The following is an 18,575-nucleotide window of genomic DNA, read 5'->3' as shown; positions in this document are numbered from 1 at the left end:
CATGGGAGACTGACTCTCGGCAATGAAAAAGAACGTCTCGTCTCGATTACTCGGCGGCTGGTCGTTTCGTCATGCCGATTGAAAACTTCTCAAAGCCGAGCTTCTCGTAATACGGTTCCAAATCCTCTACGCACATGAGTTGAGGAATGACGCGATTTTGTTCACAGTGGTGAACGAGTCGAACCATGATGTTTTTGCCAATCCCTTTCGCCTGATCGTTTGGTGATACGCCTACGCCGCAAATGATGCCGGTAATCACCCCGTCTGAAATGACGCGTCCCATCCCGACCAACCGATGATCGTCAAACGCATACAGCGCATACCAACTTTGACGACACATTCTCTCCAATTCCTCAGCCGATAACTCGAGTGAATTCCAACCTAATTCTTCATAGAGTGCCATTAGGTCTCCAAAGTCAGCAGGTGGCTCCGTCGTATAGCGGATCGAATCCATCATCGAACCCTCCATTCTTTTTAGAAGTTTTTAAATCTTTCAGGTGATCATTCGTTTCACATTTATAAAGAATCGACTCGTGGAACTGACTCCTTTCTTTATCTTCAAACAAAAAGAGGCGATTGTCGCGACCGTAGTCGGACCAATCGCCCTTTTTACTTACTTCTTGTAGAACATGATTGCCTCATACGCCCGAAGCGACAACGTCGTCCCGTCAAGCTGTGGCACGTCATAGTTGTGGCTAACCACGTCGGCCCGCATGAAGCCTTCTGGAATCTCATACGTCGTCTCCGGACCGTAAAAGTTCGCGACGACGAGCACTTCCTCCTCGTCCGTCTTCCGCGTGTACGCCCAGACGTCGAGCGCGTCCGGCGTGAGGAGCGTATAGTCCCCGTCCGTCAACACGTCAAGCTCTTTTCGGAGCGTGATCAAGTTCTTGTAATGATAGAACACCGAGTTTGGGTCATCGAGTGCCGTCTCGACGTTCACGTCTTCATAGTTCGGCGCGACGTTAATCCACGGCGTCCTGCTCGTGAAGCCTGCGTGCGGCGTCGCGTCCCACTGCATCGGTGTGCGCGAGTTGTCACGTGACTTCTGTTTGATGGCGGCCATCATATCCTCGTGCGACACGCCCTGTTCACGCTTCAGCTTATAGATGTTGAGCGTCTCGATGTCGCGATACTCATCGAGCGAGTCGAAGCCCGGGTTCGTCATCCCAATCTCTTCGCCTTGATAAATGTACGGCGTCCCTTGAAGCCCGTGGAGCACCGTCGCGAGCATCTTCGCGCTCTCGACGCGGTGGTCCGTATCATTACCGAAGCGGCTGACGACGCGCGGCTGGTCGTGGTTACACCAGAAGATGGCGTTCCAGCCCTTGCCGTGCATCCCTTCTTGCCACGTCGACATGATGTCTTTCAACTGAACGAAGTCGAACGGGGCCGCGACGAACTTCTCACCGTTCGGGTAGTCGACTTTTAAATGATGGAAGCTGAACGTCATGCTCAGTTCTTTCTCGTCCGGGTTCGAATAACGAACACAGTGGTCGAGCGTCGTCGACGACATCTCGCCGACCGTGATGACGTTGTGCCCCTCGAACACTTCACGGTTCATCTCTTTTAAGAACTCATGAATGCGCGGCCCGTCCGTATAGAACTTGCGCCCATCCGAGTCGTCTTCCGGGAAGTCCTGTTGTTTCGAAATCAAGTTGATGACGTCGAGGCGGAACCCTTTGATCCCTTTCTTACGCCAGAAGCGCATCATCTCATAGACGTCTTCACGCATCTGAGGATTTTCCCAATTCAAATCGGCTTGCGTCACGTCAAACAAGTGAAGATAATACTGGCCGCTCTTCTCGTCGTACTCCCAGGCGTTGCCGCCGAACTTCGATTCCCAGTTCGTCGGCTCATCGCGCCAGATGTAGTAGTCGCGATACCGCTCGTCCCCGGCGAGTGATTTTTGGAACCACTCATGCTCGGTCGAGGAGTGATTAACGACGATGTCCATCATCAGTCCGATGCCCCGTGCCTCGGCTTCACGGACGAGCTCGTCGAGGTCGTCCATCGTTCCATAAGACGGATCAATCCCGTAATAGTCGCTCACGTCATAGCCGTTGTCGTTTTGTGGGGACTTGTACACTGGTGTCATCCAAATGTACTCGATGCCGAGCTCGGCTAAATAGTCGAGCTTCGCGGTCACCCCTTTAATCGAGCCAGTGGCGTTCCCTTCTGGGCTATAGAAGCTTTTCGGATAGATTTGATAGACGACGGATTTGCGCCAGTTCTTTTGTGTCATGTGTGTAGTCTCCTTTTTGTAAGAGTTTTCATTCCAATCGAAAAGAGGGAAGAACTACCGTCCCTCCCTCCCGAGTCATCATGCTACTTTATTTTGTTCGATTTCACCTTTCTTCATGTAACGCTTCGACAAGACGAACGTCAAGACGAACGGGACGACGATCGCGATGATCATCCCAACAATGAAGAGAAGGATTTTGTCCGTGAAGATTGAGAGGAAGCCAGGGAGTCCCCCGACACCGATTCCGATCGCTTGGACGTTATTGAGTGTGATAAAGATGGCGGCTGTCGCCGACCCGATCATCGCCGAGTAGAACGGGAACTTGTTCGGTAAGTTCACCCCGAACATGGCCGGCTCGGTGATGCCGAAGTAAGCCGAAATCGCTGACGTCGACGCCATACTCTTTTGTTTCGCGTTGTGCTTATAGACGAAGAACATAGCGAGCGCAGCCGAACCTTGAGCGATGTTTGACAAAGCAATCATCGGCCAGATGAACGTGCCGCCTGTCTCAGCGACGAGTTGCAAGTCGATGGCGATGAACAAGTGGTGCATCCCCGTGACGACGAGCGGTGCATAGAACAAGCCGAACAATAGCGCCCCGATGACTGGAATCGCCTCGAACACGTTGACGAGGCTCATCGCGATGACGTTACCGAGACCACGCGTAACTGGTCCAACGATTGCAAGGGCGAGGAAACCGGTGACGACAATCGCCGTGATCGGTACGACGAGAAGCTGAATTGCGTTCGGTACGTGCTTCTTCAAGAAGATTTCAATATGGCTCAAGATGAATGCTGCAGCAAGGACTGGCAAGATTTGACCTTGATAGCCGACTTTCTCAATCTCGAACAAGCCGAGGATATCAAACGTCGGAATGTCGCCTTCAAGCGCTGCCGTACCGTAACCCCAAGCGTTCAAGAGGTCCGGGTGGACGAGCAAGAGACCCATGACGATCCCGAGCACTTCGCTGCCGCCGAACCGTTTCGTCGCCGACCAACCGACGAGCGCCGGGAGGAAGACGAATGACGTGTTCGCCATCATGTTAATTAAGTCCCAAAGACCTTGTAGGTTCGGATACGCCTCGATGAGCGTCGCATTATCAACAAACAGCCCTTCCGATGCGAGCAAGTTGTTAATCCCCATCAAGAGACCGGCTACGATAATCGCCGGGATAATTGGCATAAAGACGTCTGAGAAGACTTTGACAAGTTTTTGGAGCGGGTTCATCTTCTTGCCGCCGGCCGATTTGACCTCAGCGACCGTCGCTGCCTCGAGTCCTGCGAGTTTGATAAATTCAGCGTAGACGCGCTCGACGTCCCCTGCCCCGATAACGACTTGATACACACCTGAGTTCTCGAATGCGCCTTTGACGAGGTCGGCTTCTTTCACTTTCGCCTCATCGACTTTTGATTGGTCTTTCAGCGAGAGACGGAGCCGTGTGACACAGTGCGCCGCCTTGTCGACGTTGTCCTTGCCTCCGACGGCTTCGAGGATATCCGCCGCAATTTGCCGATAATCTGCCTTCATAAGATAGGCCTCCTTTAAGATGGAATGATTTATTGAGAACGGTTACATTCTTTCACACACAAAGTGTAACTTATATAGATGAGTTGTGTCAATGACTTATCTATATAAGTTGACGTGACAGATGTGTGACATGACAGGCGTTCATTCATTTTGTTCCCTTTCACCTCGATTCGAAACGAAAAAAAGGTCTCTTCCGAAGAAGGGACCTTAGCGGCGGGCTACGTCACTAAACTGGAACTTGTCGAGGCGGTGACGGGATTCTGTATACTCGAACTGTCTTCCTTCATACAAGAATGTGTCGTTCGTGATGACGATGACATATTCATAGTCATGCAGGTCGAGCCGCATCCGATCGAGCGCCGTCACGTCCTCGGCGGCGATTTTCCGTTTGGCGTAGCTAATCTGCAGGCCGAGCACGTGCTCGATGTAATGATAAATCGAATGCGTGGCAATCGCCTCGGTCAATCCAGGCACGAGGTCTTTGACGAAATAGTTGACGTCTAGGATGACGTTCTCTCCGTCGAAATTCCGCACGCGCTCGATGCGGTACATGATCGTCCCCGGCTCGAGATTCATCCGTTCGACGAGCCAAGGCGGTGCCTCGATCTCTTCAAACGAGGCGACCGTCGTCTGGATGGAACGGCCGAGCAAAGACGCGTACACCTCAGAGAAGCTGACGATGCCGTTAAACTGGAATTCGATTTGATCCCGACGCAGGACGAAGACACCCTTACCGTGATGTTTCCGGACGTAGCCGTGCTCTTGCAATAAGTCGAGCGCCTTTCGGACCGTGCCGCGGCTCGCATCAAACTCGTGCATGAGCTCGGTCTCCGATGGCAGTTTCGACTCGGCCGGCAAGGCGCCGTTTCGCATCTTCTCGGCAAGTTGTTCATAGATTTGGCGATACTTGGCCACGTACTCCTCCCCTTTCATCGAAAAAAGACGACCGCTCGGCCGTCTTTCGTTTACCAGTCACGGCGATACCATGTGATGCCGATCGCGCCGGGCCCAAGATGCGTCCCGATGACCGGCCCGAAGTGGCTTCCCGTGATGTGCGCTTTCGGGAACTTCGCTTTCATCGAAGCAATCTCCTCGGCTTGTCGTTCCGGGCAATTCGCATGGATGATGCCGATGCAGTAGCCTTCCCCGTCTCCGTCGATTGACTCTTCCATCATTTCTTCGATGCGGCGGACCGCCTTCTTATACGTCCGAATTTTCTCGAACGGGACAATGAGCTTGTCTTGGAAGTGGAGCACTGGCTTGATTTGAAGAAATGAGCCGACGAGCGCCTGTGCCGTACTGAGACGACCCCCACGTTGCAAGTGATCGAGGTCATCGACGACAAAGTAGGCACGAATCAGCGCCCGCATCTTCTCAAGATGGGCAAGAATCTCTTGGGCCGAAACACCGGCGTCACGAAGGTGAACCGCCTCTTCAACGAGGAACGCTTGCGGCATACACGAGATTTCCGAATCGAACGCATGGACGTTCACGTCAACCATGTCGTTCAACGCGACCATCGATTGGTACGTTCCGCTAATGCCGCTTGAGAGGGTGATGGCGATGACGTCTGTCACCTCATTCGGGAGCCGTTCGATTAACTCGACCGTCTCCCCGATGCTTGGTTGCGACGTCGTCGGCAACTTCCCTGCCTCGATGCGGTCATAGAACGATTCGGTCGTGATGTCGACGGCTTCGCGGAACGACTCCCCGTCAAAAATCACGCTGAGCGGCGCGATGTGCACGTCGCGCGTCTCACAAAATTCGGCCGGCAAATAGGCGGTACTGTCGGTCAAAATAGCTATGTTTCCCATTCTATATCCTCACTTTACGTCGTTTCGTTTTTCCAATTATGTTAGGATTCCATTCCATATTGTAACACAAAAACGAGGCAACGCATCGGTCTCGGTCAAATCTCGACCCATCCGCGGCGAATGGCGTCGACGACGGCTTGCGTCCGATCGTTCACGTCCATCTTGCGAAGAACGGAAGACACGTGGTTTTTGACCGTCTTCTCACTAATGAAAAGCATATCGCTAATATCACGGTTCGAACGACCGTCAGCAAGTAAATGGAGTACTTCAACTTCACGTCGCGACAACAGCTGATATACAGGATCGTCGGTACGACTCTCAACGTTACGTCCAGCGTGTTCGTCCTTAATTTGAAGCAAGCGACGATACTCTTTCAAGACGCCCGTCGTCACTTTCGGGTGCAAATATGCCCCGTCCTTCGCGACCGAACGGACGGCCGAGATGAGCTCGGTCGATGCGACTTCCTTCAGTAAGAAACCTGAAGCCCCCGCCTCGAGCGCATGTGTGATATACGACTCATCGTCATGAATTGACAAAATAAGGACGCGCGTATCCGGCGAGAGGAGCGACAATTGCTTCGTCGCCTCGATGCCATTCAAATCCGGCATGTTGATGTCTAGAATCATAATCTCCGGATTGTGCTCGTTCGCGATGCGAATCGCGTCGAGTCCAGTGCGTCCCTCGGCGACGACGAAAAATTCATCCTCTAAATCAAAAATCCGTTTCAAGCCTTCACGAAACAGTTCATGGTCATCGACGATCGCGATGCGTGTCTGTGTCAGTTCCATTGATTGATTCCCCCTTGATTGGTTACGTGATTGGAATCGACATGCGGACGACCGTCCCTTTGCCGACTTCCGAATCGATGGTGATGCTTCCGTTCACAAGCTCGATTCGTTCGCGCATCCCTACGATACCGAACGATTCTTCCCCGATCGTGCTCGGTACGAAGCCGATGCCGTGATCGCGCACGTGGATATGAATCGCATCGTGCGATTGTTCAACGTTGACGATAATCTCGGTCGTTTTCGAATGTTTGATAGCGTTTTGAACCGCCTCTTGGACGAGTCGGAACACGTTAATCTCAAGTTTCTCAGGTAGACGGGCCCGATTGCCGCGATAGTTGAGCCGCGTCCTGATGGCGGTGTATTCCTCGGTTTGATGCAAGTAACGCTCGAGCGTCGGCAAGAAGCCGAGGTCATCGAGCGACATCGGACGGAGGTCATAGATGAGCCGACGCACGTCGACCAAGGCACCGCGGATAAGACTTTTTAACTCATGCAGTTCGGCGAACGCCTCTTCCTTGCCACGCTTGTCGAACGTCTTCTCAATCAAGTCAGCCCGAATCAAAATATGAGCAAGCGATTGCGCCGGTCCGTCGTGCATCTCGCGGGCGAGGTGACGCCGCTCACGCTCGGCCGCCTCGAACACGCTGATAGCCATCTCTTGCTTCTTCATCATGTCCGAATATTCTTGTTGCAAGTCGTCGCGTAAGAAGTTCAAGACGACGGTGACGCGGCTGACGAGCTTCTCGGCACGCTCGATTGTGTCCTCGAGGACGAGCAATCTGCGCTCGAGGTCGTTTCGGCGTTGCTGTGCGTTCATCTCTTCCTTTTGGACAAGGAACCGCTCGAGTTGCATCTGGTTCGCCCGTTCGTAGGCGTCCCTTATTTCTTGTTCACTATGTATATGAAACTTCTTGCTCACTTGGACGAGCTTGTTTTTCGCCGCTTTCACGAGTAAATCGAGCCGGTCCGACTCGGCAATGTAAAACTCAATCTTCTCCGTCAACTCTTTCAACTCGTTTTGAATCAAGGAATATTCGTTGGCCGAACTCTCGGTGATTCGGACGATCTCCTCTTTACTTTCCGTCACCGTATCAATCATATTTGTTATGATATGTTCTAAAGCTGTACGATCGGTAATATGATTCACGATGCCATCCCCTAATACGTCGATAGTTAGTCCTCGTTCCTATTATCGTCTGCAAAAACGAATGTTACAACGAAACGTAGCAGCCTCCTTTAGCCCAATTCGCCAAGCGACGCATAAACGCCTACTTGAATTCTAAAAAAAATATTCAAAAATAGAAAGGAGAATTTTCAGAAATGTCTATTGAACCAAATTATACTATAAAACAAGATGGAGAATACGAGGTCATTATACAAAAGTCAAAATTCATCGCGCATTTCAAACGGGTTGAGACGGAAGAAGAGGCGCAAGCGTTTATCCAAACGATAAAAAAAACGCACTGGAACGCAAACCATAATTGTTCGGCCTATATGATTGGAGAACGAAATGAACACCAAAAGGCGAACGATGATGGCGAACCGAGCGGCACGGCCGGCATGCCGATGCTCGAGGTGCTCCGTAAACGCCAATTAAAAGATACGGTCGTCGTCGTCACCCGCTACTTCGGTGGTATCAAGCTCGGCGGTGGCGGGCTCATCCGTGCCTATGGCGGGACGGTGAGCGAAGGACTCGATGCAATCGGGATTGTCGAGCGAGTACCGATGCAAAGGTTGACGCTCTCGGTCGATTACGGTTGGATCGGCAAAGTTGAAAACGAACTGCGTCAATCATCCTATTTGCTCGACGACATCGTCTACGCCGAGGACGTCACGTTCCACGTCTCCGTTCCGGTCGAAGAGACAGATGCCGCACTCGCTTGGCTCGTCGATTTGACGAACGGACAAGGAGGTCTCGAGACCCAGGATATCCGTATCATCGAACGTGATTTTGTGCGATAAGTCACGTATACTAAAAGAAACGACTGAAATGAGGAGATGACATGGCACAACCCCCTCGTAAGACACGTACACCGTGGAAAGTGATCCTCATCGCCCTCGGCATCGTCCTCGCCCTCGGTGGTGCCGTCTTCGGTTATTTCGTGTTCAAGGCGAACGAGACGGCCGAGAATACGAACGACGCGCTCGACCGCGGCGACAAGTCAGAGCGCCGGGACGACAGCATCGATTTGACGAAAGACCACTTCTCCGTCCTTCTCGCCGGTGTCGATGGCGGCGCCTCGCTCGAGGAAGGCCGGACCGACTCGCTCATGGTGGCGACGTTCAACAAGGAATCTCGCCAAGTGACGCTCGTCAGTATCCCCCGCGACTCGTACGTCGATATCGTCACGACGGATGGCGAATTCAAGGACAAGATCAATCACGCCTATTCATACGGCGGCATCGATACGACAATCGCAACGGTCGAGAACTTATTCGACATTCCGATTGATTACTATGCGACGATCAACTTTGACGGCATCGAGGATCTCGTCGATGCGGTCGGCGGCGTCGAAGTGGACGTATTGATTCCCATCTCGGGACGCGCGACCGGAAACGTCGAACTCGAGCCCGGTGTTCAGACGCTGAATGGTAAAGAGGCGCTCGCCTACGCTCGGATGCGCAAAGACGACCCCGAAGGCGACGTCGGTCGGGCGAAACGCCAGCAACAGGTGCTCGAGGCAATCATTAACGAGGCGACGACGATCAACTCGTTTACGAAGCTGAACCGCATTATGAACGCCGTCGGCAACAACATCCGGACGAACATGTCACTCTCCGAGGCGTCGCAGCTCCAGCCGTACACGAAGTCGCTCCGTTCGTTCAATCAAGAAACGCTCAAAGGCGGCGACTTGACGATTGGCGGCGTCTACTATTATGAACTTGATGAGGCAGACCTTGTAGAAAAACAAGCGCTCCTACAGACCGAACTCGGACTGCCGGTCACGGCCGACCTTGACACGGAAGACGAGTCGGACGACAACTTCTCAGAGACGACAACCTATTAGAAAACGACCGTGGGACTCCCCACGGTCGTTTTCTGTTTAATTCGACGCCTTCGTCCGGCCAAGCAAGCGCCGGGACGTCTGGATGAGCGGTTTATAGTTCGGGTGAATCAACTCGGTCGACTCGACGATCAGTTCAATGACGATTAAGACGATGACGAACGTGATGACAGCGCCGAGCATCGTCGTCTTCGCGAACAGGATCGAGGCGATACCGAAGAAGAGTGTCATCCCGTACATGAGGAGCACTGCTTGGCGCGTCGTGAACCCCATATCGATCAGCTGGTGATGCATGTGCGACTTATCCGGCGACATCGGCGGCCGCCCTTGGACGAGCCGGCGGACGATGGCGAAGATCGTATCTGAAATCGGTAACCCGAGTAATAAGACCGGTACGACGAGCGAGAACAGCGTCACGTTCTTGAACCCGATGAGCGAGAAGACGGCGAGCATATAACCGAGGAAGAGCGCCCCGGTATCTCCCATGAAAATCTTCGCCGGATAAAAGTTGTGAACGAGAAAACCGAGCGTGCTCGCGAGGAGCAACAAGGCCATCATCGTCAAATAGACGTTCCCTTGGATGATGGCGAGCACGGCAATCGTCCCGAGGGCGATGCTCGAGACACCGGCCGCGAGACCGTCAAGGCCGTCAATCAAGTTGATGGCGTTCGTAATCCCAATCAGCCAAAGCACGGTCACGGGGATGCTCCATGAACCGAGATACAGCTGCTGGTCGAACGGCAAATTGATCATCTCGATTCGCATACCCGAGTTGAGCACGACGACGGTCGCAATCATCTGCCCCATCAGCTTGACGCGGGCCGTCAGTTGAAACCGGTCATCGATGAGACCGGTCAGGACGATGACGACAGCACCAATCAAGATGGCGTCATTGTATCGGCTCGCCGGAAGCAACAGGGCGTAACCGATCAAAAACGCGATGAAGATAGCGAGGCCGCCGATGCGTGGCATCGTCCGCACATGTACTTTTCGGGCGTTCGGGTGGTCGACCGCGCCAATCAAGTACGCGAATCGGCGCACGAGCGGCGTAATCAACATGGCCATCACAAAACTGACCAACATGGCAATCCATAACATGGGCCAACCGTTCCTCTCTCGTTAAAAATAGACTCTGGCGAATTATAGCATAAATACCGTCATCGAAATCGTATCAGAAATGTTACAGGCAAGAAAGCCCGACGAACGGGTTCGTCGGGCTAGGCTTATGCGTGTGCGGGTTCTGTTGCGACTTCTTCAGCCGGCTCATATGTATACAGGCCACGGCCAATCTTTTTAATCTCCGGGTTGACCGCTTCGATTTTCACCATCAGCTGATAGATGTTACTGATATGGTGCCGGTACCGGAGCTCGAGTTCCATCTGGATGTCCCGTACACTCATCGTCTTCCGATCTTTTAAAAGGTCTGTTACTTGATGCACGTACACTTCAAGTGGGTAACGTTGATTGACGCGACGTGGACGAAGTCGTTTCGTCGCATCGAGCATCATCTCATCCTCACGTTTTTCTCGGCTTAGTTCTGCGATCAAATACTCAGCACGGCGTTGCAATTGTCGATACGATTCTTCGATTTCCATCAATTCCCGATAGATGTGCTCGTTGATATTCGTAGTTTCCATGCACAAATCCCCTTCTACATTCCATCTAAAACCCTCGATTACCTATTTTAAATCAAGAATTTCTAATATTTCCTTGTTTCCATATAAAAGTGTAACGGATTTGTAATGTAGTTGTCATCTACTTTTAGGCATTTCTATCCATTCAGGACTTTAGACCTAAATAAAGACGGCGACTGTTCGGGGCAGTCGCCGTCTCACGGAAGATGATTGTAGTCTTTACGCTCTGACGCGTTCGAGGATGCGTCCGAGCGAGAGTTCGTCGGTTGAAGCGACGATGAGGTCTGCATGACCGAGCATCGACTCTTCCCCGACGGCGACAGCAAACATGTTTGCCGCTTTAATCGCAGTCACGCCTGCGGCTGCGTCTTCAACGCCGATGGCCTGTTCGGGTTTCACGCCAAGGGCAGAAGCAGCCTTCAAAAACACTTCGGGGTGTGGTTTTGAATCGGCGACAGTTGCTGCATCGACAATGTGGTCGAAGTAATGACGGACGCCAAGTGCATCAACGACCGCAAATGCGTTCTTTGAAGCAGAAGCCATGCCGATTTTGAGTCCCGCCTCTTTGATTTCATCGAGGAATGAAACGATGCCTGGGAGCAGATCGTCAGAAGAGATGTGCTGAATGAGTTCAACGTAATGCTCGTTCTTCTTGTCCGCGAGTTCCGCTTTTTCAGCCGGTGTGAAGTTAGCCTGCCGTCCGCCGAGCGCAAGGATGCGTTCGAGCGAGTCGGTGCGACTCACGCCTTTTAGCGTCTCATTGAACTCACGGTCAAATGGAATGCCGAGCTCTTCTCCGAGTTGTTTCCAAGCGAGGTAGTGGTACTCCGCGGTGTCGGTGATGACACCGTCCAAATCGAAAATGACTGCTTCAATCGTTGACATACATGCTTTCCGCCTTTCCTTCAAATGCTTCTGTCGTCAGACTACATTTAGGGAACTTGACAAGTACCCGCTGCTCGTTGGTCATCGATGCAAACGGTTGCACTTGTTCGATTTCTATTATATCGGATATCGCCTTATCTATGCAACCGCTTTCGCAGAAAAATTTAAAAAGAGGAGCACATCGCCCCTCTTCCGTTGCTTATAATTGGATGCCGACGACCTTCACATTGACCGCAAGCGGCGTCATCGCGAGCATCGTGTCCATGTCTTGTGTGATGCGCTCTTGAACGGCCGTGATCGTCTTGATGATCGACTGGCCATAGGCGACGAATACCGCGAGCTGGATGACGACGCCTTCTTCGGTCTCATCGACTTTCACGTGCTTCATGAGGGCACGTTCTGACAATTTCGTGTCTTCCTGTGTGAACGAGACGTGCTTCGTCTCTTTCACTGCGACCGCGGCAATCATTTCCACGACGTGGCGTGAGACGTTGACGTCTCCTTCAGTACTGTTCATTCCATTTCCGTATGGCATGGTGTCACTTCCTTAGCTCTAGTTTCATTACTCTACCTTAAAGTGTAGCGGAAAACGGGCGTTTAGAAAAGGGTTTACGCCTTTGTCGCCCGTTCGTCCTGCACGCGACGGACATCAATCTCGACGAGCGGACGCAACAGCCGCACGACCGGTGGGCTGATAATGATCATGACCATGAGGACCGAGACACCGAACAAGACGAGGAGTTGCTGCCACGACGTCGGCATGAATGCCGTCGGCACGAACGCCTTCCAAGCGACGACGAGGAAGACGTGCACCAAGTAGACGTACAGGCTATATTTTCCGGCCCGCGTGAAGAGCGGGAGTTCACGTCCCGGCACGATGAGCGCGAAGCTGATCGCCATAAGAAGCGACACCGTATAAACGATGAGGAACGCGAACGGCCCGCTCCATATCGCTTCCGGCACCGCCGTCTCGTACGCGAAGCGGAACTTGAACAAGTTACCGACGTGATAAAACGCGTCCGTACGCTGAAAACTCATCGAAGCGAGCAAACCGAGCGTGAGTACCGTGAAGACGGTCGCTCCACCAAGACGATAACGATTGCGTCGTTCGGCCCGCTTTGGGAGTTCGAAGAAGTTCAACGTGTTGCGCTCGCTCATCCAGTTGCCAATCAAGAAGAACGGATAGAACATGATGACCTTGCGGAGCGCAAAGAAGCCGGTCGACTCGGCCTGGAAGCCGAATAGAAGCGCGAATAAGAGCGCATAAAGAACGTACCCTTTCAACTGAGTGACATATGGCGTGATGACGTACCAAATGATAATCGCCATCAAGTACCAGAGCGCCCAATACGGTTTCAAGACGTTCAGTCCCGGATTGTCGATCGACAGGAGCGGGATGCCCTCGGTGAAGGCGAACCATGACCCGAGGATGACTTGCCAGATGACATAGACGACGAACAGCTGGATGACGCGCAAATAACGGTTCTCCCGGAAGAAGTAACCGCTCAGCATGATAAATAACGGCATATGAAACGTGTATAAGAATAAATAAATCCAGTTCGGCAACAGGTCGTCGTAGGCGCCGCGTACATCGGTCAGCAAGTGACCGAACACGACGAGCAAGACGAGCACGCCTTTAATATTATCGTACCAATGATTTCGCATAAACATTCCTCAAGTTCTATCTAAATTTTCCTCACTCATCATAGCCGATTTTATGTCGTACGGAAATTACGAATTCACAAAAAAATGATGACGTCACTGTCATCATTCCCACATTTGACGACCTGCAAGCGATTTCGTCAAAAAATGCTCATCCATTAACACGTTTGTCGCGTATTCAAATAGACGAGTTTGGGTAATGTATAGTATAGTAGATTTACCAAATAGTCTGAATATTCTAATAAAAAAGGAGGTGTAGAGAATGTCTTCTGTCATCCGCAACCGTCATCACATGGTCCATGACCCGAAACGATCATTCTCTAACTTCGGATTTTGGTGGTTCACCGGCGCCTTTTCCGTCGGACTGTTCCTCGTCGCCTTCGAACCGTTGCGCGACCGGTTCACCGCCATGCATCCGATTTTGGCCGCAATCTTTTTCATTGGCATCACATTTTTGACCGGTGTCGTCATGAAGCTCGCCCGGGACGTCTGGTGGCTCAACTACTTGCTCGAGCGAACCGCGAACCGTTACCTCTACATCGGGCCCGATACGCTCAAGAGCTGGGAATATACGCTCGACTCGATTTGGCTCCTCACCCGCACCTCACAAAAAAAGCTCGGCCGATTGTATATCCACATCGACCGAACTGTTCGTTCTGAAGAGGCGAAACGTCTTTTCGCCGCTTATTTGATTGACCGCGGTGTCCTCGTCGTCTACTCTCGGCCGTCTACAACGAAGCCGAAGAAGATGGCGTAAGTCAGCCGAGGAACGACGCGACCCATGTCCGGGCCGCCTCGACTTCCTCCATCCGCAGTTCATGCCCGCCTCCGTGATAGAAGAGTTCGACGTCCGCTCCGGCTGTCCGGAGTGTCGACGTCAGCTCTTCTGTTTCTGTTTTCGGGCAAATCGGATCACGTTCCCCTGCCGAGATGAATACGTTCGCACCTGACAGACTCGGGAGCGTGAGCGAGCGGTCCGGTACCATCGGATGGAACAAGAGCGAGGCGTTAAATGCGTTCTGGCGATAGAGCGCCGAGCCGATCAAGTTGGCCCCGTTCGAGTAGCCGAGCGGAATCATCTTGTCACGGTCCACCCCACACTTCACGGCTGCCTCGTCGAGGAAGGCGAGGAAACGTTCCGTCTGCTTCTTCAAATCTTCTAAGTCGAGCACACCTTCCGCGTGACGGCGGAAGAAGCGGGACATGCCGTTCTCGAGGACGTCACCCCGAAGCGTCAAGATGTTGGCGTCCGCGTTCAATTCTTTCGCGAGCGGAATCAAGTCCTGTTCCGTTCCGCCGGTCCCATGCAATAGTACAAACGTCGTCTCTGTCGTGCCTTGAATGAATTGATGAATCATAATATCTCTCCTTTTGGAATCGTAATTGGGGGTAACGTCTTCGTGATGGCATCGCGTTTTGATTCGAACCAGTCCGGCAGTTTCAACTCGGTACCGAGCGACTCGATCGTCTCGTCGACGAGGAAGCCTGGTGCATCGGTCGCGAGCTCGTGCAAGATCCGTCCGTCATCGTGGAAGTATACTGAGCGGAAGTAATGCCGCTCCTTCACTTCGGTCGGACGAAGCCCACGCTCGAAGATGGCGTCTTGCCATTTGTCGTAGTCGCTTCCGTCCGTGACGCGCCACGCGATGTGATGGACGGTCCCCGTCCCCGGTACGCCGTTCGGGAGGACGGTCTTTTTCACGTCGATGACGTTTCCGTAGTCGGCCGTTCCGATGAGCCGCACCCACTCCGAATCTTCCCCTACCTTTTTAAAGCCAAACAGGTCGGTCAACAGCGTGACGGTCGCTTCTGGCTGTTTTGACAAGAGCGTCGCCCCGGCAAATCCGGTGATCGCCTCTGCTTGCGTGATACCAGGGATGGCCCATTTCGTCCGTTTCGAACTTTTTCGGGCGACGAGCTCGACAACGAGACCGTCCGGGTCTTCAAACAAGAGCGACGGCTCGTCGAACCGTTCGGTCGCGACCGTCTGGATGCCGTGCGCGTTCAACCGGTCTTCCCAAAACGCCAAGCTCCCTTCCGGCACGAGGTATGCCGTGACGCCGACTTGTCCGCTGCCGACGCTCCCTTGATTCAATCCAGGAATCGGGAAGAATGTGATCGCCGTCCCTGGTGCCCCTTCCTCGTCCCCGAAATAGAGGTGATACGTGCCCGGATCGTCGAAGTTGACCGTCTGTTTGACGAAACGGAGGCCGAGAACGTCACCGTAAAAGTCAATTGTTCGTTGCGGCTCTTTTACCATCGCCGAGATGTGATGGATGCCTGCTGATTGCAGCTTCATGTGAAGTCCTCCTTTTATTATCTTGATTTCAAGATAAATCATTTTCGAAGAAATGTGAAACTTTTTGCTCACGGGGGCGTACGCTAAGCGTAGAGACTTTTTAAAAGGAGGTTCATCGCATGACACTACACATCAATCATGTCTCGAAGCAGTTCGGTGACTTCACGGCCGTCGACGACTTGAGCTTCACCGTACCGAAAGGCGAGATGTACGGACTACTCGGGGCGAACGGTGCCGGCAAGACGACGACATTCCGGATGATTCTCGACATCTTGAAACCGAGTGACGGGAACATCTCGTGGAACGGGCGTGCCGTCGACCATCGCCTCGTCGGCTATTTGCCGGAGGAGCGCGGACTTTATCCGAAGTCCCCTGTCCGCGACCAGCTCGTCTTTCTCGCGAGTCTAAAAGGGATGCGCTCGGCCGAGGCGAAACGGGCCGTCAAGACGTGGCTCGAGCGCCTCGAGATTCCACAATATGAGACGATGCGCGTCGAACAGCTGTCAAAAGGAAACCAGCAGAAAGTCCAACTCGTCGCCGCGCTGATCCATAATCCGGAGCTTCTCATCCTAGACGAGCCGTTTAGCGGTCTCGACCCGGTCAACGTCGAGATTTTGAAACGGGAAGTGCTTGCCCTTCGTGATGCCGGCACGACGATCGTGTTCTCGAGCCACCGGATGGAACACGTCGAGGAGCTATGCCAACATATCGGTATTCTAAAAGGTGGTCAGGCTGTCGTCAGCGGCGACGTGACGTCCATCAAATCGCGATACGAAGAGCCAGTCCTTTTCCTTGAGACGGACCGTATCGACGTCGTCACAGCACTCCCGTTCGTCCGCTCGGCCACTGCGCATAAAGAAGGTCACCTCGTCCGCCTCGACTCGTTCGCCGACAGCGATGCCGTGCTCGGCGCACTCGTACGCGCCGGGGCCGCCGTCAAGACGTTCATGCGCCAGCCCGTCTCACTGAATGACATCTTTATTAAGGAGGTCGGTCAACATGTTTCATAACTTCGGACCACTCTATCGGTTCACGCTACGTTCAAAACTTCGTTCGAAAGCGTTTCTCATCTCGACGCTGTTGACGATCGTGTTCATCTTCGGTTTCACGAACATCGACCGCATCCTTTCAAACTTTGAAGATACGGACAGCGGATCTGCCATTCTCGTCACAGAAAACGCAGAGCTTGCTACCGTCATGCAGTCGCTCGGCTACGAAGACGTCGAGGCGTCAAACGTCACCGAGGACGAAGCACGGGCAGGACTCGATAACGGTGATTACGAGGTCGTCGCCTTCATCGATGGCTATTCGGCCCGCGTTTTGTCGGAACGTCCGGAGACTGAGTTCACGACGCTCCTTCAGACGGCGCTCCGTGAAGTGCGGAATGCCGAGTTGATCGATTCGGCGAATGTCGACCCGGCCGTTATCGCCGCCCTCAACGAGCCGATCCCGGTCGAAGAATCGTATCTCGGCCGCGGCGGGGAGAACTCCGACGAGCTGTTCTCGTCGTTCGCCTTCGTATACGTGATGCTCATGCTCCTATACGTCTCGATCATCACGTATGGGTCGATGATTTCGACCGAGGTCACGACGGAGAAATCGTCACGCGTCATGGAGCTCATCATCTCGACGACGCACCCGGTAACGCACATGCTCGCGAAAATCTCGGCCATCGGGACGCTCGCGCTTCTGCAAATCGGTATCTTCCTCGGCTTCGGATACTTCAGTGCCCGGAGCAACGAAATGGCCCAGTCCGTCATCGACAACGCCGGCAACGCCCGCGCCGTTCTCTATCTCTTAACGTTCTTCGCGCTCGGTTATTTGCTGTATGCGGCCCTCTTCGCCGTTCTCGGTTCGCTCGTCAGCCGTGTCGAAGAGGCACAACAGATGACGATGCCAGTCATCATGCTCCTCGTCGCTGGTTTCCTCGCCGCCATGTTCGGCTTGAATAATCCGGACGCACCGATCGTCGCGATTCTGTCGTTCGTCCCGTTCTTCACACCGATGCTCATGTTCCTCCGGGTCATGCTCGTCGACGTGCCGGTATGGGAAGTCGTCCTGTCGATTGGGATCATGCTCGGCTCGATTGGCGTCATCCTTTGGATTGGCTCAAAATTCTATCGCGGTGGCGTCTTGTTCTATGGAAACAACGCATTGAAACAATGGAGACAAATATTACAGAATCGCCAATAACGTTTACAGCATTTTCGTTTTCGTATACTCTAAAGAATGTGCAAAATGAGGAGGAAACGAACTATGCGATCACGATTACTCGCAGCTTTGATTTTTACATTCATGACGACGCTCACGACGTTTATCTGTTACACCGTCTTCTTGGAAGCCGATGCGTTGTGGCAAATCTTGCTCGCATATGCGGGAAGCACGTTCCTCGGAACGCTTGCGTTCTGGTACCCGGTCAGCCGGCGTGCCCAGACGTCGCGGTTCGGTGGGGCCTGGATCGGGATTTTGATCACGGCGACGACGCTCGTCGGGTTCACAATCATCCGCTTCACCGTACGAGGTGATGCCGCTTCCTTACTCGACTGGCAGACGATGGTCGCGAGCCTCGCCTACACGTTCGGTTACGTCGGATGGGTGCTCACGATTCTGAATATCGTGCTCGGCTTCTTACTCGCCGGGACAAAACCGAAAGTCCGTTATGAAGCGCGCATGTCGCGCTAAACGAAATGCAGCCGTCCAAATTGGACGGCTGCAT

20 protein-coding genes are annotated in these 18,575 nt (G+C 53.1%); 6 read left to right on the top strand and 14 right to left on the bottom strand.

The window, feature by feature from the left end; translation table 11 throughout:
* Positions 1-46 precede the first annotated feature (46 nt).
* The 7 genes from KNP92_RS03105 to KNP92_RS15865 form a co-directional block, all read right to left on the bottom strand.
* Positions 47-457, bottom strand: a complete 411-nt coding sequence (locus tag KNP92_RS03105) for a GNAT family N-acetyltransferase (protein ID WP_214836929.1) — start codon at positions 455-457, stop codon at positions 47-49.
* Between the two features lie 156 nt (positions 458-613).
* Positions 614-2,245: an alpha,alpha-phosphotrehalase gene (gene treC, locus KNP92_RS03100; protein ID WP_214836926.1), complete on the bottom strand. Its 1,632-nt coding sequence runs from the start codon at positions 2,243-2,245 to the stop codon at positions 614-616.
* Between the two features lie 78 nt (positions 2,246-2,323).
* A complete protein-coding gene (gene treP / locus KNP92_RS03095; RefSeq protein WP_214836923.1) occupies positions 2,324-3,772 on the bottom strand; it encodes a PTS system trehalose-specific EIIBC component in 1,449 nt (482 codons plus the stop codon).
* A gap of 207 nt (positions 3,773-3,979) precedes the next feature.
* On the bottom strand, positions 3,980-4,705 hold the full coding sequence (gene treR, locus KNP92_RS03090) for a trehalose operon repressor (protein ID WP_214836908.1): 726 nt from the start codon (positions 4,703-4,705) through the stop codon (positions 3,980-3,982).
* A gap of 32 nt (positions 4,706-4,737) precedes the next feature.
* On the bottom strand, positions 4,738-5,586 hold the full coding sequence (locus KNP92_RS03085) for a DegV family protein (protein WP_214836905.1): 849 nt from the start codon (positions 5,584-5,586) through the stop codon (positions 4,738-4,740).
* A 95-nt stretch (positions 5,587-5,681) separates the two neighbouring features.
* Positions 5,682-6,374 carry a response regulator transcription factor gene (locus KNP92_RS03080; RefSeq protein ID WP_214836902.1) on the bottom strand — a complete coding sequence of 231 codons (693 nt, stop codon included), beginning with the start codon at positions 6,372-6,374 and terminating at the stop codon, positions 5,682-5,684.
* A gap of 22 nt (positions 6,375-6,396) precedes the next feature.
* The gene (locus tag KNP92_RS15865; protein ID WP_214836898.1) at positions 6,397-7,521 is read right to left on the bottom strand and encodes a sensor histidine kinase; all 1,125 of its coding nucleotides are present in this window, start codon (positions 7,519-7,521) and stop codon (positions 6,397-6,399) included.
* Between the two features lie 173 nt (positions 7,522-7,694).
* Between KNP92_RS15865 and KNP92_RS03070 the strand changes: the two genes are divergently transcribed.
* Positions 7,695-8,336: a YigZ family protein gene (locus KNP92_RS03070; RefSeq protein ID WP_214836895.1), complete on the top strand. Its 642-nt coding sequence runs from the start codon at positions 7,695-7,697 to the stop codon at positions 8,334-8,336.
* 41 nt (positions 8,337-8,377) lie between these two features.
* A complete protein-coding gene (locus tag KNP92_RS03065; RefSeq protein WP_214836893.1) occupies positions 8,378-9,382 on the top strand; it encodes an LCP family protein in 1,005 nt (334 codons plus the stop codon).
* Positions 9,383-9,418: 36 nt separating this feature from the next.
* Here the strand turns inward: KNP92_RS03065 and KNP92_RS03060 are convergent, their stop codons facing one another.
* The 5 genes from KNP92_RS03060 to KNP92_RS03040 form a co-directional block, all read right to left on the bottom strand.
* Positions 9,419-10,477, bottom strand: a complete 1,059-nt coding sequence (locus KNP92_RS03060) for a glycosyltransferase family 4 protein (RefSeq protein ID WP_214836888.1) — start codon at positions 10,475-10,477, stop codon at positions 9,419-9,421.
* Positions 10,478-10,602: 125 nt separating this feature from the next.
* Positions 10,603-11,016: a Rok-like winged helix domain-containing protein gene (locus KNP92_RS03055; protein ID WP_214836885.1), complete on the bottom strand. Its 414-nt coding sequence runs from the start codon at positions 11,014-11,016 to the stop codon at positions 10,603-10,605.
* A 216-nt stretch (positions 11,017-11,232) separates the two neighbouring features.
* Complete coding sequence (pgmB, locus tag KNP92_RS03050; protein ID WP_214836882.1) at positions 11,233-11,898, bottom strand: beta-phosphoglucomutase; 666 nt, start codon at positions 11,896-11,898, stop codon at positions 11,233-11,235.
* A gap of 199 nt (positions 11,899-12,097) precedes the next feature.
* Complete coding sequence (locus KNP92_RS03045; RefSeq protein ID WP_251136373.1) at positions 12,098-12,415, bottom strand: Asp23/Gls24 family envelope stress response protein; 318 nt, start codon at positions 12,413-12,415, stop codon at positions 12,098-12,100.
* Positions 12,416-12,507: 92 nt separating this feature from the next.
* On the bottom strand, positions 12,508-13,563 hold the full coding sequence (locus tag KNP92_RS03040) for an acyltransferase family protein (protein WP_214836876.1): 1,056 nt from the start codon (positions 13,561-13,563) through the stop codon (positions 12,508-12,510).
* A 259-nt stretch (positions 13,564-13,822) separates the two neighbouring features.
* Between KNP92_RS03040 and KNP92_RS03035 the strand changes: the two genes are divergently transcribed.
* The gene (locus tag KNP92_RS03035) at positions 13,823-14,317 is read left to right on the top strand and encodes a hypothetical protein (protein WP_214836873.1); all 495 of its coding nucleotides are present in this window, start codon (positions 13,823-13,825) and stop codon (positions 14,315-14,317) included.
* Position 14,318: 1 nt separating this feature from the next.
* On the opposite strand, the gene KNP92_RS03030 is transcribed toward KNP92_RS03035, so the two are convergent.
* Both KNP92_RS03030 and KNP92_RS03025 read right to left on the bottom strand, forming a co-directional pair.
* Positions 14,319-14,918, bottom strand: coding sequence for an alpha/beta hydrolase (locus KNP92_RS03030; RefSeq protein ID WP_214836870.1), 600 nt, complete (start codon positions 14,916-14,918; stop codon positions 14,319-14,321).
* Positions 14,915-15,859, bottom strand: coding sequence for a VOC family protein (locus KNP92_RS03025; RefSeq protein WP_214836867.1), 945 nt, complete (start codon positions 15,857-15,859; stop codon positions 14,915-14,917). The genes KNP92_RS03030 and KNP92_RS03025 overlap by 4 nt, the downstream gene beginning before the upstream one ends.
* A gap of 119 nt (positions 15,860-15,978) precedes the next feature.
* Between KNP92_RS03025 and KNP92_RS03020 the strand changes: the two genes are divergently transcribed.
* The 3 genes from KNP92_RS03020 (at position 15,979) to KNP92_RS03010 (ending at position 18,541) form a co-directional block, all read left to right on the top strand.
* Positions 15,979-16,869, top strand: a complete 891-nt coding sequence (locus tag KNP92_RS03020) for an ABC transporter ATP-binding protein (protein ID WP_214836864.1) — start codon at positions 15,979-15,981, stop codon at positions 16,867-16,869.
* A complete protein-coding gene (locus tag KNP92_RS03015; protein ID WP_214836861.1) occupies positions 16,859-18,052 on the top strand; it encodes an ABC transporter permease in 1,194 nt (397 codons plus the stop codon). The genes KNP92_RS03020 and KNP92_RS03015 overlap by 11 nt, the downstream gene beginning before the upstream one ends.
* 63 nt (positions 18,053-18,115) lie before the next feature.
* Positions 18,116-18,541, top strand: coding sequence for a hypothetical protein (locus tag KNP92_RS03010; RefSeq protein ID WP_034817920.1), 426 nt, complete (start codon positions 18,116-18,118; stop codon positions 18,539-18,541).
* The last annotated feature ends 34 nt before the right edge of the window (positions 18,542-18,575 follow it).

Source organism: Exiguobacterium sp. s122 (assembly GCF_018618475.1).
Taxonomy (GTDB): domain Bacteria; phylum Bacillota; class Bacilli; order Exiguobacteriales; family Exiguobacteriaceae; genus Exiguobacterium; species Exiguobacterium himgiriensis.
The sequence above is the reverse complement of the archived record's forward strand: the minus strand, read 5'-3'. Positions and strand labels throughout refer to the sequence as shown.

Bases quoted from the DNA above. Each gene is read 5' to 3' on its own strand.
- KNP92_RS03105 (WP_214836929.1), bottom strand. From the start codon at position 457: ATGATGGATTCGATCCGCTATACGACGGAGCCACCTGCTGACTTTGGA.
- treC (WP_214836926.1), bottom strand. From the start codon at position 2,245: ATGACACAAAAGAACTGGCGCAAATCCGTCGTCTATCAAATCTATCCG.
- treP (WP_214836923.1), bottom strand. From the start codon at position 3,772: ATGAAGGCAGATTATCGGCAAATTGCGGCGGATATCCTCGAAGCCGTC.
- treR (WP_214836908.1), bottom strand. From the start codon at position 4,705: ATGAAAGGGGAGGAGTACGTGGCCAAGTATCGCCAAATCTATGAACAA.
- KNP92_RS03085 (WP_214836905.1), bottom strand. From the start codon at position 5,586: ATGGGAAACATAGCTATTTTGACCGACAGTACCGCCTATTTGCCGGCC.
- KNP92_RS03080 (WP_214836902.1), bottom strand. From the start codon at position 6,374: ATGGAACTGACACAGACACGCATCGCGATCGTCGATGACCATGAACTG.
- KNP92_RS03070 (WP_214836895.1), top strand. From the start codon at position 7,695: ATGTCTATTGAACCAAATTATACTATAAAACAAGATGGAGAATACGAG.
- KNP92_RS03065 (WP_214836893.1), top strand. From the start codon at position 8,378: ATGGCACAACCCCCTCGTAAGACACGTACACCGTGGAAAGTGATCCTC.
- KNP92_RS03060 (WP_214836888.1), bottom strand. From the start codon at position 10,477: ATGTTATGGATTGCCATGTTGGTCAGTTTTGTGATGGCCATGTTGATT.
- KNP92_RS03055 (WP_214836885.1), bottom strand. From the start codon at position 11,016: ATGGAAACTACGAATATCAACGAGCACATCTATCGGGAATTGATGGAA.
- pgmB (WP_214836882.1), bottom strand. From the start codon at position 11,898: ATGTCAACGATTGAAGCAGTCATTTTCGATTTGGACGGTGTCATCACC.
- KNP92_RS03045 (WP_251136373.1), bottom strand. From the start codon at position 12,415: ATGAACAGTACTGAAGGAGACGTCAACGTCTCACGCCACGTCGTGGAA.
- KNP92_RS03040 (WP_214836876.1), bottom strand. From the start codon at position 13,563: ATGCGAAATCATTGGTACGATAATATTAAAGGCGTGCTCGTCTTGCTC.
- KNP92_RS03035 (WP_214836873.1), top strand. From the start codon at position 13,823: ATGTCTTCTGTCATCCGCAACCGTCATCACATGGTCCATGACCCGAAA.
- KNP92_RS03030 (WP_214836870.1), bottom strand. From the start codon at position 14,918: ATGATTCATCAATTCATTCAAGGCACGACAGAGACGACGTTTGTACTA.
- KNP92_RS03025 (WP_214836867.1), bottom strand. From the start codon at position 15,859: ATGAAGCTGCAATCAGCAGGCATCCATCACATCTCGGCGATGGTAAAA.
- KNP92_RS03020 (WP_214836864.1), top strand. From the start codon at position 15,979: ATGACACTACACATCAATCATGTCTCGAAGCAGTTCGGTGACTTCACG.
- KNP92_RS03015 (WP_214836861.1), top strand. From the start codon at position 16,859: ATGTTTCATAACTTCGGACCACTCTATCGGTTCACGCTACGTTCAAAA.
- KNP92_RS03010 (WP_034817920.1), top strand. From the start codon at position 18,116: ATGCGATCACGATTACTCGCAGCTTTGATTTTTACATTCATGACGACG.